The sequence below is a fragment of the Halobacterium zhouii genome (genome assembly GCF_021249405.1).
Taxonomy (GTDB): Archaea; Halobacteriota; Halobacteria; order Halobacteriales; family Halobacteriaceae; genus Halobacterium; species Halobacterium zhouii.
This window is the reverse complement of record NZ_CP089593.1, coordinates 2,043,633-2,057,896: the sequence shown is the minus strand read 5'-3', so window position 1 is coordinate 2,057,896 and position 14,264 is coordinate 2,043,633. Positions and strand designations below refer to the sequence as shown.

The following is a 14,264-nucleotide window of genomic DNA, read 5'->3' as shown; positions in this document are numbered from 1 at the left end:
ACGGCGACCGCCATCGTCAGGTGGGCGACGCTGTTGGTCTCTCAGTCGGCGATGCCGTCACTTTTCGGTCGGCGATGCTGTCGTCTCTCAACCGGAGATGTTGTCGTCTTTCAATCGGCGATGCTGTCGTCCCTCAACCGACGATGCTGCCGTCTCTCAGTCGACGATGATGTCGGTGTCGTCGTGAGCGATGGTCGGCTGGTCGTCGTCGTCCGGCGTCATCTCCTCGTCGTAGCGGTCGATCCAGTTCGCGAAACATTCGGGACAGAGCCGCTGGCTATCTATCTCCGAGCGGTCCACCGTCACGCGCACGGTGCGGGCCAGCGGGTTCGTCACCGCGTCCCCACACCAGTCACAGGGAGCCGTGTCCGCGTCGTCGCTCATGGAATCCACGTCGAAGGGCGCCGCCTTATACCCTGCGTCGTGGCGACGGAGTCGGAGAACAGGTCGCGTTACGTCGTGCGGAACGCCCGGTCGCCGGCGTCGCCGAGCCCGGGCACGATGAAGCCGTGTTCGTCGAGGTGGTCGTCGATGGAGACGGTGAGCAGGTCGGCCTCCGGGAACTGCTCGCTGACGCGGAGCAACCCATCAGGAGCGCTCACGGCCGACAGCACGAACAGGTGTTCGGGGTCCGGGGCCTCCTCGGTGACGTGGTCGAGGACTGTACACATCGTCGACCCGGTTGCGAGCATCGGGTCCGCGACGATGACGGTGTCCTCGGGCTTGATCTCCGGGAGTTTCACGTAGTCGATGGTGATGGGGAACTCGCCCTCCTCGTTCATGCCGGCTTCCTCGTCGCGGCCCGCGCTGATGACGCCCTGTTTCGCGCGCGGGAACGCCTTCAGCAGGCCCTCGACGAACGGCGTCGCGGCGCGCAACACGTTGATGATGACGACGTCGTCGAGTCCCTTCACGCGCTCGCCCGTCGTCTCGGTGAGCGGCGTCTCCAGGGAGACGAACTCGGTGTCCATCGCGCCGTCGATGATCTCGTAGCCGGAGATGCGGCCGAGTTTCACGAGTCCCTTGCGGAAGCCGACCTGTTCTGTTTCGACGTCGCGGATCTTCGAGAGCGTGTCCTTGGCGAGCGCGTGCGTGAGAACGTGCGCGTCGCCCCGGTCCTCGATGGGCATACCTAGTCGGGGAGGCCGCGACGGCATAAAACCCGCTATGGCGCGCGATGGCGTGCGCCGCCGGCGCGGCCGCTCTGTCTCGTGTTCACACGTGAGCGACAAGATGTATATCGGGTGAGGCGGTACGTAGCCCCAATGGAAGAGAGCATCTCCGGGTTCAAGCAGCGCGGAACCTGGGGGGAGATCGTCGAGCACGGCGAGCGCGTCACGCAGGCGCTCCGCGAAGCGGGGGCCGACGAGACGGTTCCCGACGCGTTCGAGGCGTGGAACGAGTGGCGGCCGAAGTCCCACGAGCGCATCGAGGAGGAGGTCAACGAGAAGACCGCAGACCAGGCGAGCGTCGACGAGGGCGCCGGCGAGAAGGCCGGACAGTCCCCCGACGAGGACCTGCAGACGGCGGGCGAACGTCTCACGGAGTCCTACGAGAAACTCGAGAACGGCGAGGATGGCGCAGTCGAGAAGTGGCAGGACTCCCTCGGCCACGTCAAGCGGGCGGCAGACACCGCCGGCCGGAAGGCGCTCCGGCGGGTCGAGAACGCGGTGTACCAGAACGTGATGACGCAGGTCGCGCCGTACTACTTCGACAACGACCTCGTGAGCGCGAACATCCAGCGCGTGCGGAGCCAGGACGAGTTCGTCTTCGAGGTGAACGTCAACGACGACGCGCTGAAGGAGGCCGTCCGCGAACACCTCCAGTCCTTCGAGGATATCGAGCGCTGGCACGTGAACACGGAGCGGGACACCGAGACCGCGGAGGCCGCGGAGGGCGTCGAACCGCCCGTACAGAACGACGACGCGGACGCGACGACGAACTGACTGTGGACGCGACGACGACTTGACGACGGACGCGACGACGGACTGACCGCGGACGCGACAACGAATTGACCGCGGACGCGACGACGAACTGGCCAGGTCGCCGGCTTCCGGACGACCAGTCACCTTCGGTCGGTACTCTCTTGTTTCACCCGCGCAGAGAGGGAGCACAATGGTTGGGTCGGGGCTAGTGACGCTTGCCGTCGCTGCACTCGCGAGTCTGTTCATGGCGTGGGCGATCGGTGCCGGATCCTCCGGGTCGACGCCGTTCGCACCCGCGGTCGGCGCGAACGCCATCCCCGTGATGCGCGCCGGGTTCGTCGTCGGCATCCTCGGGTTCGCTGGCGCCGTTCTCCAGGGCGCGAACGTCTCGGAGGCCGTCGGCCAGGAACTCGTCGTCGGCGTCACGCTCTCACCCATCGCGGCGACGGTGGCGCTCATCACCGCCGCCGCGCTCGTCGCCATCGGCGTGTTCACCGGCTATCCGATAGCCACCGCGTTCACCGTCACGGGTGCCGTCGTCGGCACGGGGCTGGCGATGGGCGGCGACCCGGCGTGGGCGAAGTACCAGGTCGTCGCCATCATGTGGGTGCTCGTCCCGTTCGTCGGCGGCGGCGCGTCCTTCGGTATCGCGTGGGCGCTTCGGCACGTCGACGCCGACGCCGTCCTCATCCCCGCGCTCGGCGCGGTGGTCGGCGTCGTCGTCGCGAGCATCCAGTTCGCGTTCTTCGGACCGCCGGAGGTGAGTCGCTCGTTCGCGCGCGCCGTCGCCGTCAGCGCCGGCCAACCCACGGCCGTCGTGCAGGTCGCGGTGACCCTCGCTGTCGCCGCACTCGTCGCGCTCGCGCTCCGCCGGGACATCGTCGGCGACGCCGCGCGCGGCCAGCGGCACTTCCTGCTCGCGCTCGGCGGCCTCGTGGCGTTCTCCGCGGGCGGCAGCCAGGTCGGCCTCGCCATCGGCCCGCTGCTCCCGCTCATCCAGGGCGACGCCATCCCCCTGTACGTTCTCGTCGGCGGCGGCCTCGGCCTGCTCGTGGGGTCGTGGACGGGCGCGCCGCGGATGATCAAGGCACTCAGTCAGGACTACTCAAGTCTCGGGCCGCGGCGCTCGATCGCCGCGCTCATCCCCAGTTTTGCCATCGCGCAGTCCGCGGTCTTCTTCGGCATCCCCGTCTCGTTCAACGAGATCATCGTCAGCGCCATCGTCGGGTCGGGGTACGCCGCAGCGACCGGCAGCGGCGTTAGCGGCCGCAAGATGGCGTTCACCGTCCTCGCGTGGGTCGCGTCGCTCGTGATAGCGTTCGTGGTCGGCTACGTCGGCTTCACCGCCATCGACGCGGTGGTGTGACGGCTCGGAGCGGCGGTTCGACCACCGCTGCCCGCCACTTCGACGCCGGCGATACGTTCATTGTCGTCGGTCCGAGACTCCCGGCATGAGCGAGACAGGGTACTTCACGCGGGCGCAGTTCATCGCGGGATTCTGGGCGCTGTTCGGGTTGTGGAACGCCGGCAGCGGCGCGAAACGACTGCTCGCGGACGGTCTCGGCGTCGGGAGCGCCGGCTACCTCACACTCGGCGTCGCGGGGGTCGCGCTCGCTGCGTACTACAGTCGGAACCCCGGCAGCGTGGCGCGGGGCACCGAACACGTCGACCGGCGCGTCGAAGCGATCGTCATCTTCGCGCTCGCGTTCGTCGCCACCGCTGCGGTGTACGTCCTGCTCGCGTGAGAATCAGTTGAGGGCAGCAGGTCAGCCCTCTTCCTCGACCGAGAGGTCCTCAGGTTCGTCCCCGTCCTCGCCGCCGGTCTCCCGGTCGTCGGGCTCCGGGAGGCGGGTGACGAGGGCCTCCATGATGCGCGTGTTCTCCACGCGCTCGACGGTCAACTCCACGTTCTCGTAGCGGAATGACTCGCCCTCCTCGACGAGGCGGCCGGCGCGGTTGAAGATGAACCCCGCGATGGTCTCGAACTCCTCGCCCTCCGGCAGGTCGATTTCGAGGGCCTCGTTCACTTCGTCGATGTTCACTTCGCCGCGCACGCGCACGGTGTCCTCCTCCACGAAGTCGATGGGGAGCTCCTCCTCGCCCTCGAGTATCTCGCCGACGATTTCCTCCGTGATGTCCTCGGCCGTGAGCAGACCCTCCGTGGTGCCGAACTCGTCGATGATGACGACGAGCTGGACGCGTTCGTCCTGCATCTCTTGGAGGAGTTCGTCGACGTTCTTCGACTCGGGGACGTGGAGCGTCGGCTCGATGAGGTCGTCGAGTTCGAGGTCGTCGGACTCCCCGTAGAGGTACTCCCGGACCAGGTCCTCGAGACTGACGACGCCGATGACGTTGTCGAGTTCGCCCTCGTAGACGGGGATGCGCTCGTGGCCGGCCTGCGTGCACGTCTGGATCGCTTCCTCGACGGACGCCTCCGTCGAGACCGCGGTCACGTCGAGGCGCGGCGTCATCACCTCCTTCGCGATGGTGTTGTTGAACCGGAAGATGCGCTGGAGCATCTCGCGTTCGTCCTCCTCGATGACGCCCTCGCGTTCTCCGGTCTCGATCATGTCCTGGATCTCCGAGCGCGTGACGTAACTCGTCTCGATGGCCGCTCGACCGCCCGTGACGCGGTTGACCGCGCGCGTCAGGTAGTCGAACGTGACGACCAGCGGATAGAGCAAGCGCTCGGACCACTTCAGCGGCCCGGCGATAGAGAGCGCCCAGGATTCCGTGTTCTCCACGGCGTAGGACTTCGGCGCGCTCTCCCCGAACAGCAGGACGAGCGCGGTGACGCCGAGTGTGGAGACGAGCACCGCGACACCGGAGTTCGTGACGTACATCCCGACGAGCGCGGTCGCGATGGAGGACATCGCGATGTTCACGAGATTGTTCCCGACGAGAATCGTGACTAGCAGGCGGTGCGGGTCGCTCTTCAGGTCGGCGACGGTCTCTGCGCCGGCCTGCCCCTCCTCGATGAGCGCGTCGATGCGGTGACGCGCGAGCGAGAACATCGCGATTTCCGAGGAGGAGAAGAACGCCGACAGGCCCATCAGCCCGACCATAACCACGGCGCCGAGTGCAGCGATGGCGTTCGTGCTGAACTCCACGCCGAACACCGTCACTACGAGCGGAGACAACGGTAAGCCCATTCCAGTACGCCACGTTTTCGGGCGCCCGGATTAATACTTTGCTCCCCAGAGGCCGCACGGACCGCCGCGGGCGAAGCGTTTACCCGCGCATCGCCCGACTTTCCGGACATGAGCGACGGACCAGCACCGCCCCGACCGGCGCACAGCGACGCCGACGTCACGCTCTACCGCCTCCAGGCGTGTCCGTTCTGCGAGCGCGTCGTCCGCAAACTCGACGAACTCGGCATCGACTACCACTCCCGGTTCGTCGAACCGCTGCACTCTGAACGGAACGCCGTCGCCCGGATCGTCGGTACGCGGACCGTCCCCGCTATCGTCGACGACGACACCGGCGTAACGATGGCCGAGAGCGCGAACATCGTGACGTACCTCGAGCGAACGTACGGGGAGGGTGGTAGCTGATGGACTTCGACGTCGTTTCGCTGCCCGACGCTGACCACGTCACGGAGGGCGAGGAGGCCCCGGCGTTCACGCGCCCGCTCGTCACGACTGACTACTGGGAGGACGTCGCGCTGTCGGACCTGCTCGCCGAGGGCCCCGTGCTGCTGGTGTTCACGCCGATGGACGGCGCGTTTCCGACGACGTACGTCTACAACGAACTCCGCGACCGCGGCGTCGCCGACGACGTGCAGGTCGCGGGCGTCTCGGTCTCCTCGCCGTACGAGCACGCCACGACCATCGATGACCGCGGCATCCAGGCCTTCGAGGGGCTGTTCAGCGACCCGCAGAACGGTGTCGCCGAGGCCTACGGCGTCGAGCACGACCTCGACGGGATGGCGGGCGTGAGCGAGGCCCGGCCCGCCGTCTTCCTCGTGGCCGAAGACCGCACAGTCGAGTACGCGTGGGTGTCCGAGGAGTGGCCCGAGTTCCCCGAGTACGACGACGTCGAGGCGGCCATCGACGAGTTGTAGCGCCGGCACAGGCGCGGCCGCCGCGCCGGAACCGCCACCGCAGACATACAACGCTTTTTCGCGTCCCGCCCAACCACCGCGTATGAGCGTGAGCGACGCGGACCTCGACGCCGCCGCGGCCGCCATCGAGGACGGTGGCCTCGTGGTCTACCCAACCGAAACTGTCTACGGCCTCGGCGCGGACGCCCTCGACCCGGACGCCGTCGAGCGCGTCTTCGAGGCGAAACAGCGGTCGCGGGACAAACCCCTCTCGTTCGCGTTCCCGGACGCCGACAGCGCACTCGAGTGCGTTCGCGTCGGTGAGACGGAGCGCGAGTTCATGACCGAATTCCTGCCCGGCCCGGTCACCGTGGTCTGCGAGAAGCACGCGAGTGTCCCCGACGAACTCACGGGCGGCCGTGAGCGCGTCGGCGTGCGCGTCCCCGACCACGAGGTGGCGCTGGCGCTCCTAGAGCGCGTCGCGCCCATCACGGCGACGAGCGCGAACGTGAGCGGACGACCGAGCGTCACCGACCCCGCCGAGTTAGACGACGAGTTGCTCGCGAACGTGGACGCAGTGCTCGACGCCGGCGAGGCGGCGGGCACCGAGAGCACCGTCGTCGACGTGGAAGCCGGTGAGATACTGCGCCGCGGTGCGAACGCCGCCGCCGTCGAACGCTGGCTACGGGAGCACGAGTAGCCCTCACGACCCGCTCAGTTCCTGCCGAGACAGGCGCTACAGTAGCGAGCGGAGCGTTCGCGTCCTCGTGCCGCACTCGTCGCTGTACTCGCAGGCGTCGCACTTCGCGTCGTCGTGTAACCGGGGTGGCGGCCCGTCGACGCTCCGGGCGGCGCGGAGTGCGCGCCTGTACGTGGCTTTCCGGCGCGTCGTCAGCGCGAACGAGCGGACGACGCCGTGGCGCGGATACTCCACGAACGCGCACTCGACGGGGGTCTGTTCGCGCCACGCCAGCGCCTTCGCGGCGGCCACGGCCCGGACGGTCTGTGGCTCCCAGACGCCCTGGTCGGGCGGGTCGCCGTGCGTGACGACGCTCACCGCGAACGGGTCGGTCAACACCTTGTCGGCGCGCCCGTGGGCGTCCTTGCCCTGCAGGAACGCGTCCGTCTCGTCCGGGTCCGCGACCGCCGAGTGGTTCGCGAGGCTGGCGTCGAGGTTCCGCCGGAACTCGGGCGGCGGCACCGCGAGGTCGAACGTGGCGAGTGCGGCCTCCGAGGCGACCGCGAGGTCGTCGTACCGCCCCGCGAGGTCGCGGGCGTGCTCGTACTCGGGCGGCGGGTCTGCGTCGTCGCGGCGCGCGTAGTACAGTTGGCGCGGGCAGTACGCCGCGCGGGCGAGTTCGCCGAACGCGATGGTGTCGGGCACGCGAGTGGGTGGTCCCGCTCTGGTATTTGAACGTTCGCAGCGAGAATCGAGACGGTTCGGCCGCGCTCAGTGCGTCTAGAGTTCTACGTCGGTCTCCTGGCCTTCGGTGGCCTCCTCGAGGCCGTCCTCGTGGACCTCGCTGGTGAGGCGTTCGGAGAGTTCGCGGTCGCGCAGCAGGTTCTCGAACTCCGCGCGGTAGCGGTCGTTGACGCGCTGTATCTCGTCTCTCGTGCGCGCGATTCGGCGGTAGCGGTGTGCGGTCGACTCCTCGACGTCGAGCGTGGCCGCGAGCGCCTCGAGGTTGGCGCCCTCGTCGTCGAGTTCCTGGACCGAGTCGAGGTCGACCGGCGCGTCGGTGTCGTCGTCCCGGAGGAGGTGGAGGTCCATCCGGGCGTGTCGGACCGTCTCTGCGTCGCCGTCCTCGAGTTCGGTCGCGATGTCGGCGTCCGACTCGCCGGCGTAGAACTCCCGAACGACGGTGACGAGATCCTCGTCACCCCGGTCAGTGGCGAACTCGAGGTCCTCCCGCATCCCCTCGACGGTGGACTCGAGACGCGATTCGAGTTCCGCCTCGGACGCGAGCGAGCCGTGCCCCTCCTCCTGGGATTCGGTGACGGTGTCCTCGTCGGTCACGCTGACGAAGATGTCCCGTAGCTCCTCGGTTTTCTCGTTCATCGATGGTGCGAACGTGACGGTGGGAGTAGATAAATGTCTGTCGGCAGCCGCGACGTAAATCGGTTAATTGAAACGGGTTTACGAGAGTCGGTGGGGCATGAGCGCACAGACGCAAGCGGTCGACCTCGTCGGCGACGAGACAGTCGAAAACCTCGCCCGCGCGGCGGTGTTCGCCGCGCTCACAGGGGCGTTCGCGTACGTCGCGTTCCCCAATCCGATTTCACCCACGAGCATCACGCTGCAGGTACTCGGCGTCTTCCTCGCTGGCATCTACCTCGGGCCCGTCTGGGGTGGCGCGTCGCTCTCGCTCTACCTCGTCGCGGGCGCCGCGGGTGCACCAGTGTTCCTCGGCGGTAGCTCCGGCATCGGCGCACTCCTTGGCAACACTGGCGGCTTCCTCTGGGCGTGCCCGGTCGCCGCCGCGGTCGTCGGCGCCGTCGTTCACGGCACGAACGACCTCCGCGACCCGAGTGAAGTACATCCCGCGCGCCTCGTCGTCGGAATGACGCTCGCCACAGCCGTCATCTACGCGATGGGGACCGTTGGCGCCGCCGTCGTCCAGAACCTCGGCCTCTACCGCGCGTTCATGCTCTACGCGGTTCCGTTCATCCCCGCGGAAGCCATCAAGATGGCCGCCGCGGTCGGCATCGCGCGCACCGACGAACTCAACGCCGCCTGATGCTGGAACTCCGCGGCGTGACACATCGGTACGGCGAGACTGCCGCCCTCGACAGCGTCGACCTCGCGATTCCCGACGGCGAGTGCGTGCTCGTCGCGGGCGCGAATGGCTCCGGGAAGACGACACTCGTTCGCCACTTCAACGGCTTGCTCGAACCGGATTCCGGCGACGTACTAGTAAACGACACGCCCGTCGCCGACGACCTCGTGGCGACGCGCGCGAGCGTGGCGATGGTGTTCCAGAACCCACGCGACGGCTTCGTCTCCGCGACGGTCGGCGCGGACGTCGCGTTCGGTCCGGAGAACCTCGGCCTCCCGCGAGCCGACGTGAACGAGCGAGTCGCCGACGCGCTCGAAAACGTGGGCATGGCGGAGCGCGCCGACGAACGAATCGACGAACTGTCGGGCGGCGAGCAAGCCCGGGTCGCCATCGCGGGCGCGCTGGCCATGCAACCCGACCACCTCGTGCTCGACGAACCGTTCACCGGCCTCGACTGGCCAGCGCGCGAGTCCGTCCTCGAACGCCTGCAGGACCTGCACGCCGACGGAACGAGTCTCGTCGTCGTCACCCACGACCTGCGCGACGTTTGGCAGATTGCGGACCGCGTCGTCGCACTGAGCGACGGCGAGGTGGCGGTACGCGGTTCGCCGGAGGACGTGCGCGAGAAACTGCCCGACCTGGGGGTGCGGGTGCCGTGAGCGTACTGCGTAGCGTCGAGGTGCCGGCGCCGTGACGCTCGCGTACCGCCCCGGTGACGCCCCGTTGCACGGCCTCGACCCGCGCGCGAAACTCGCGCTCCAGTTCGGATTCGCCGTCGCCGCGTTCGCACACACCACCCCCATCGGTCTCGCAGCGCTGACGCCGCTCGCGGTCGCCGCGCCACTGCTCGCAGGCGCGTCACCACTCGACGCGCTCGGGGAGTTCTGGCTCGCGCTCCCGTTTCTCGTGCTCGGACCGCTCGCGGCGGGACTCACACTCGGGCCGCCGTGGATTCGCTCGGACGCCGCGTTCCACGCCGCCCTCGCTTCGTACCGCGTGCTCCTCGTGTTGCTCGTGGCGGCGGCGTACGTCTACAGCACGCCCGTTCGCGACTCGCGCGCGGCGGTGCGGTGGTTACTGCCCGGACGCCTCGGCCAGGCGACGGGTGTCGGCGTCGCGCTCGTGTTCCGGTTCCTCCCCGTGCTCCAGTCGGACCTGGCGGGTCGGCGGAACGCCGTGAACGCCCGCCTCGGGAGCGAACGGTCGCTCCGCGAGCGCGTTCGCCTCGTCGCCGTCGGCGGTCTCCGGCGGGCGTTCGAGCGCGCTGACCGCCTGAGTGTGGCGCTTCGCGCTCGCTGTTTCGCGTGGAATCCGACGCAACCACCCCTCTCGTACCGGCCTATGGACTGGCTGGCGACCGGCGTCGGAGTCACGCTCACGGCGTCGGCGCTCGTCTGATTATCACACAGTCAGCGGCCGTGGACACCGCTCTACGCCGACTGCATCATCTCGCGGCAGGACTCGGCGCAGTCCTCCAGTACGTCGGCACAGACCTGGCAGTGGTCGTGGTCGTGCTGGCGGCACTCCTCGGCGCACTCCTCGGCGGCCTCGGCGGTGGCCTCTGTGAGTTTGTCGGTCAGGCCGGAGTCGCGCGCCATGAATCGCGCGTGGTCACTCGCGAGGTCGGCCGTGTCCCGGCAGAGGCGGATGCACTGCGACATGTCCATGTCCTCGTCGAGGCACTTGTCGGCGCACCACTCGCAGGCCTGCACGGCTTCCCAGCAGTTGTCCATGCACTCGTTCTCGACATCGCTCAACCCGAGTTCTGATAGTGTCATCGGGATAGGGTGACGGCGTTCGTCCGAAATAGCGTTCTGGCCACTTGGTGCGGTTTCACCCCCGGAAACAGGCGTGTCGGTCTCCCGTCGTCGGGCCGACTGCCGGGCAGTCACACGGAACGGAAGGTTTCAAGCGCGGGACGGGCCAATCAGTGTGCATGTACGACCGACTCAAGGGATTTCGTGACTTCTACCCCCGCGAGATGCGGCCACGCCGAGAGGCGTTCGACGCGCTCGAGGATTCCGCGCGGCGCTACGGGTTCCGAGAAATCGGGACGCCCGCGATGGAGCGCACGGAGATGTACGTCGACAAGTCCGGCGAGGGCATCGTCGAGGAACTCTACTCCTTCACCGACCAGGGCGGCCGGGACGTCGCGCTAACGCCGGAACTCACGCCCACCGTCGCGCGGATGGTCGTGGCGAAACAGCAGGAACTCTCCAAGCCCATCAAGTGGTACTCCACACGCGCGTTCTGGCGTTACGAGGAACCCCAGCAGGGCCGCTTCCGCGAGTTCTACCAGACGAACGTGGACATCTTCGGGTCGAGTGACCCGCGTGCCGACGCCGAAGTGCTCGCCGTCGCCGCGGACGGCCTCACCGACCTCGGACTGACGGGCGAGGACTTCGAGTTCCGCGTCAGCCACCGCGACATCCTCGGCGGCCTGCTCGAAGCCTTCGATGCGGACGTCGACGTCGAGAACGCCATCCGAACCGTGGACAAGCGCGAGAAGATCGAGCGTCCCGAATATCTCGACGGCCTCGCGGCGGCGGGCCTCTCGCGCTCGCAGGCCGAACAGTTCGACGACCTGCTCGCGGGCGACGACCTCGACGCGCTCGTCGAGTTCGCGGGTACCGACCGCGTCGCGGACGCCGTCGAGAACCTCCGAAACGTGCTCGACGCCGCCGAGAACCTCGGCGTCCGGCAGTACTGCGACGTCTCGCTGACGACCGCGCGGGGCCTCGACTACTACACCGGCGTCGTCTTCGAGTGCTTCGACGCCACCGGCGACATCGGGCGCTCGGTGTTCGGCGGCGGGCGCTACGACGACCTCATCGAGAGCTTCGGCGGCCAGCCGACGCCCGCGGTCGGCGTCGCGCCCGGCCACGCGCCCCTGAACCTCCTGCTGGAGCGCGCCGGCGTGCTCCCCGAGGGCGACCTCGAGACGGACTACTACGTGCTCCAGGTCGGCGACACCGAGGCGGAGGCCGCGCGCGTCGCCCGCGACCTCCGGAGCGAGGGCCACGTCGTGGAGACCGACGTGAACGACCGGAGCTTCGGCGCACAGATGAACTACGCCGACAGCATCGGCGCGGAGACGGTCGTCATCGTCGGCGAGCAGGACCTCGCGAACGGCGAAGTAACAGTGAAAAACATGGAGTCGGGCGACCAGACGACTGCTCCGTTCGAGGAGTTCCCCGGGGACTTCGACCGCCCGACGCTCGCTGACTTCGAGTAGCTCGTGCCCCGCCGCGCCTTCCGCGTCGCCTACGACGGCCGGCCGTACTTCGGGTTCCAGCGCCAGCCAGACGCGACGACCGTGGAGGGTGAACTGTTCGCGGCGCTCGGGCGACTCGACGCGACGGACGGCGGGAAGCCGCCGGGCTACGCCGCCGCGGGCCGCACCGACGCGGGGGTGTCGGCGCGCGCCCAGACTGTCGCGTTCGACGCGCCCGAGTGGCTCACGCCGTACGTCCTGAACGGAGAGTTGCCCCACGCCATCCGCGTCTGGGCGCACGCCGACGCGCCGCCCGATTTCCACGCGACGCACGACGCCGAGTGGCGCGAATACCGGTACTACTGGCTAGCTCCAGATGTGGACGACGACCGCGCCGCTCGCGCGCTCGACGCGCTCTGTGGCGAGCACGACTTCCACAACCTCACGCCCGACGACGAGAACACCGTTCGCGACCTCTCGGGCAGTCTGGAGCGAAGCGGGGAGTTCCTCGTGGTGACGCTGCGCTCGGGCGGCTTCACCCGCGAACTCGTGCGCCGCGTCGTCTCGCTCGTCGCGGAGGTCGCTGGGGGCGCGTCGTTCGACCGCATCGAGACGGTGCTGGGTGAAGCGCCGGTGGAGGGGCCTGACGGTGTGCCGCCCGCGGACCCGCAACCGCTCGTGCTGCACGACGTGAACTACGACCTCGAGTTCGTCGAGGACGAGGACGCCGCCGCTGACGCCAGAATGCGCTTCGGGCGGTTGCGGGACGACCGTCGCGCGCTCACCGCGGTCGCCGGCCACCTCGCGGACGAGATATAGCCGTCAGTCCCAGTTCTCGGGCCAGACGCCTGCGGCCTCCATGCCCGGCCGCTGGTCGGCGTCGAGCAGGCGCCCGCGGAGCGCGTCCTGGTCGGGGCGAGGAACGTCCCGTGATGCGAGGTCCTGCACGAGGAGCGCGGCGAGCATGCCGTGCTCGCGGAGGTTCCGTGCGTCCGCCTTGTCGCGGGTGTCGGCGTGCGTGTGCCCCCACCCGCGACCACGCTCTTCAGTCACGCTGTGGAGTTGGACCGCCGGCACGCCGCGCCGGAGGAACGGCCAGTGGTCGCTGTACGGGTGGACGTGGGCGGTGGTCTCGACGGGCCGGTTCGCGCGCTCGGCGACGGCGTCGACGGCCGACTCGAAGGCGTCTTCGCCGAACGTGAACGCGCGGAGCGTCCGGTAACGGCCCGCACCGTCGACGTTCACGACCGCGCGAACGCGCTCTGGGTCGAGCGAGCTCGCGAGCGCCTGGGAGCCGAGCAGGCCGACCTCTTCCGCGCCGACCGTGGCGACGCGCACGGCGCAGTCGAGGTCGAGGTCCGCGAGCACGCGGGCCGCGGCGGCGAGGGTCGCCACGCCACACCCGTTGTCGAGTGCGCCCTCTGCGATATCGTGGGCGTCGTGGTGCGCGACCACCACCACCTCCTCGTCGGTGTCGGGACCGAGGCGTGCGTGCGCGTTCGTCCCCGTTCCGGGCTCGGTGGTGGCGTCGACGGACAGCGAGACCGTGCCGTCGCGGTCGGCGTACTCCTGGAGCCAGGCACCCGTCTCTTTCGAGACGCCGACCGCGGGAATCTCGGCCTCGCGCCCGAACCGGAGCGACCCGGTCGGTGGCAACTGGCCGTCCTTGTGGTTGTAGAAGACGAAGCCGGCGGCGTCCCGGTCGACGGCCCGCCCGTACTTCTCCATGCGGTGGACGAGTCGACCCTCTGGTGGGCTGTCGGTCGAGGCGAGGACGACGTTCCCCGCGACGTCCGCGTCTTCGAACGCAGACTCGGTGCCGTACCCAACGTCCACGAGCGACCCGGCGACGTCGCCGGCGGGCGCGTACGGGAGCGCTATCGCGTCGAATTCGCGCTGTTTCGGCTCCGTCAACGCGAGCGAGCAGTCCCCGCGCGTCCACACCGGGAGGTCGAAGGTGTCGATGCTGGCGTCTCGCGCGCCGGCGTCCTCGAACGCCTCGGCGGCGAGTTCCGCCGCGCGCCGCTCCCCGGGGTGGCCGGTCATCTGGTCGTCCAGTTCGGTGAGCGCGGTGAGCACGTTCCACGGCGCGTCGTCGGCCCACGCGCGGCCGAGCGCGAGAGCCACGTCGTCCGGGAGTCGGTTCGCGGCGTCCACGCCGGTGGAGTCGTCGTCGGTCACGTCCGCCGGTAGGCGGGCCGGCGAGGAAAAGCTACGCCCCGCCGAACGTTAATTTCGAGGTGGAGCCCCGGCAAGTGGGACGCCGTTTGCGAACGTTTAACCGCCCTCCCACGGACGAATAGCGC

Annotated in this window: 18 protein-coding genes; 11 read left to right on the top strand and 7 right to left on the bottom strand. The window is 68.9% G+C overall.

The genetic code is table 11. The annotated features are described in order from the left end of the window. Window positions 1–156: 156 nt before the first annotated feature. Both LT970_RS10790 and upp read right to left on the bottom strand, forming a co-directional pair. Window positions 157–384 (bottom strand): DUF7569 family protein, encoded by a 228-nt coding sequence (locus tag LT970_RS10790; RefSeq protein ID WP_232686477.1) that lies wholly within the window; start codon window positions 382–384, stop codon window positions 157–159. A 68-nt stretch (window positions 385–452) separates the two neighbouring features. Next, entirely contained in the window at window positions 453–1,130 is a 678-nt protein-coding gene (upp, locus tag LT970_RS10785) for a uracil phosphoribosyltransferase (RefSeq protein ID WP_232686476.1), read from the bottom strand. Between the two features lie 135 nt (window positions 1,131–1,265). Between upp and LT970_RS10780 the strand changes: the two genes are divergently transcribed. The 3 genes from LT970_RS10780 to LT970_RS10770 all read left to right on the top strand — a co-directional run bounded on the left by LT970_RS10780 (window position 1,266) and on the right by LT970_RS10770 (window position 3,670). Beyond that, window positions 1,266–1,946: a DUF5828 family protein gene (locus LT970_RS10780; RefSeq protein WP_232686475.1), complete on the top strand. Its 681-nt coding sequence runs from the start codon at window positions 1,266–1,268 to the stop codon at window positions 1,944–1,946. A gap of 169 nt (window positions 1,947–2,115) precedes the next feature. Continuing rightward, entirely contained in the window at window positions 2,116–3,291 is a 1,176-nt protein-coding gene (locus LT970_RS10775) for an inorganic phosphate transporter (RefSeq protein WP_232686474.1), read from the top strand. Window positions 3,292–3,376: 85 nt separating this feature from the next. Continuing rightward, window positions 3,377–3,670 (top strand): hypothetical protein, encoded by a 294-nt coding sequence (locus LT970_RS10770; RefSeq protein WP_232686473.1) that lies wholly within the window; start codon window positions 3,377–3,379, stop codon window positions 3,668–3,670. A 21-nt stretch (window positions 3,671–3,691) separates the two neighbouring features. Here LT970_RS10770 and LT970_RS10765 read toward each other — a convergent pair whose 3' ends face one another. After that, complete coding sequence (locus LT970_RS10765) at window positions 3,692–5,077, bottom strand: hemolysin family protein (protein ID WP_432419599.1); 1,386 nt, start codon at window positions 5,075–5,077, stop codon at window positions 3,692–3,694. A 108-nt stretch (window positions 5,078–5,185) separates the two neighbouring features. Here LT970_RS10765 and LT970_RS10760 point away from each other — a divergent pair, with 108 nt between their 5' ends. From LT970_RS10760 to LT970_RS10750, 3 genes are all read left to right on the top strand, one after another. Further along, entirely contained in the window at window positions 5,186–5,479 is a 294-nt protein-coding gene (locus tag LT970_RS10760) for a glutaredoxin family protein (protein WP_232686472.1), read from the top strand. Beyond that, a complete protein-coding gene (locus tag LT970_RS10755) occupies window positions 5,476–5,988 on the top strand; it encodes a redoxin domain-containing protein (RefSeq protein WP_349292263.1) in 513 nt (170 codons plus the stop codon). The genes LT970_RS10760 and LT970_RS10755 overlap by 4 nt, the downstream gene beginning before the upstream one ends. 82 nt (window positions 5,989–6,070) lie before the next feature. Further along, on the top strand, window positions 6,071–6,667 hold the full coding sequence (locus LT970_RS10750; protein WP_232686470.1) for an L-threonylcarbamoyladenylate synthase: 597 nt from the start codon (window positions 6,071–6,073) through the stop codon (window positions 6,665–6,667). A 36-nt stretch (window positions 6,668–6,703) separates the two neighbouring features. Here the strand turns inward: LT970_RS10750 and LT970_RS10745 are convergent, their stop codons facing one another. Together LT970_RS10745 and LT970_RS10740 are read right to left on the bottom strand one after the other, a co-directional pair. Next, window positions 6,704–7,351 carry a CRISPR-associated protein Cas4 gene (locus LT970_RS10745; RefSeq protein ID WP_232686469.1) on the bottom strand — a complete coding sequence of 216 codons (648 nt, stop codon included), beginning with the start codon at window positions 7,349–7,351 and terminating at the stop codon, window positions 6,704–6,706. A 75-nt stretch (window positions 7,352–7,426) separates the two neighbouring features. Beyond that, window positions 7,427–8,026: a conditioned medium-induced protein 4 gene (locus LT970_RS10740; protein WP_232686468.1), complete on the bottom strand. Its 600-nt coding sequence runs from the start codon at window positions 8,024–8,026 to the stop codon at window positions 7,427–7,429. A 97-nt stretch (window positions 8,027–8,123) separates the two neighbouring features. Between LT970_RS10740 and LT970_RS10735 the strand changes: the two genes are divergently transcribed. The 3 genes from LT970_RS10735 to LT970_RS10725 are packed head-to-tail and all read left to right on the top strand — an operon-like array spanning window position 8,124 to window position 10,142. After that, window positions 8,124–8,705 (top strand): biotin transporter BioY, encoded by a 582-nt coding sequence (locus tag LT970_RS10735; protein WP_232686467.1) that lies wholly within the window; start codon window positions 8,124–8,126, stop codon window positions 8,703–8,705. Further along, a complete protein-coding gene (locus LT970_RS10730) occupies window positions 8,705–9,403 on the top strand; it encodes an energy-coupling factor ABC transporter ATP-binding protein (protein ID WP_232686466.1) in 699 nt (232 codons plus the stop codon). Before LT970_RS10735 ends, LT970_RS10730 begins: the two co-directional genes overlap by 1 nt. A gap of 31 nt (window positions 9,404–9,434) precedes the next feature. Beyond that, entirely contained in the window at window positions 9,435–10,142 is a 708-nt protein-coding gene (locus LT970_RS10725; protein WP_232686465.1) for an energy-coupling factor transporter transmembrane component T family protein, read from the top strand. A 32-nt stretch (window positions 10,143–10,174) separates the two neighbouring features. Here LT970_RS10725 and LT970_RS10720 read toward each other — a convergent pair whose 3' ends face one another. Continuing rightward, window positions 10,175–10,522: a four-helix bundle copper-binding protein gene (locus LT970_RS10720; protein ID WP_232686464.1), complete on the bottom strand. Its 348-nt coding sequence runs from the start codon at window positions 10,520–10,522 to the stop codon at window positions 10,175–10,177. Between the two features lie 158 nt (window positions 10,523–10,680). Between LT970_RS10720 and hisS the strand changes: the two genes are divergently transcribed. Both hisS and truA read left to right on the top strand, forming a co-directional pair. Continuing rightward, the gene (hisS, locus tag LT970_RS10715; protein WP_232686463.1) at window positions 10,681–11,979 is read left to right on the top strand and encodes a histidine--tRNA ligase; all 1,299 of its coding nucleotides are present in this window, start codon (window positions 10,681–10,683) and stop codon (window positions 11,977–11,979) included. A gap of 3 nt (window positions 11,980–11,982) precedes the next feature. Continuing rightward, on the top strand, window positions 11,983–12,777 hold the full coding sequence (gene truA / locus LT970_RS10710) for a tRNA pseudouridine(38-40) synthase TruA (RefSeq protein ID WP_232686462.1): 795 nt from the start codon (window positions 11,983–11,985) through the stop codon (window positions 12,775–12,777). A 3-nt stretch (window positions 12,778–12,780) separates the two neighbouring features. Here the strand turns inward: truA and LT970_RS10705 are convergent, their stop codons facing one another. Continuing rightward, window positions 12,781–14,139, bottom strand: coding sequence for a M28 family peptidase (locus tag LT970_RS10705; RefSeq protein WP_349292212.1), 1,359 nt, complete (start codon window positions 14,137–14,139; stop codon window positions 12,781–12,783). Window positions 14,140–14,264 lie beyond the last annotated feature (125 nt).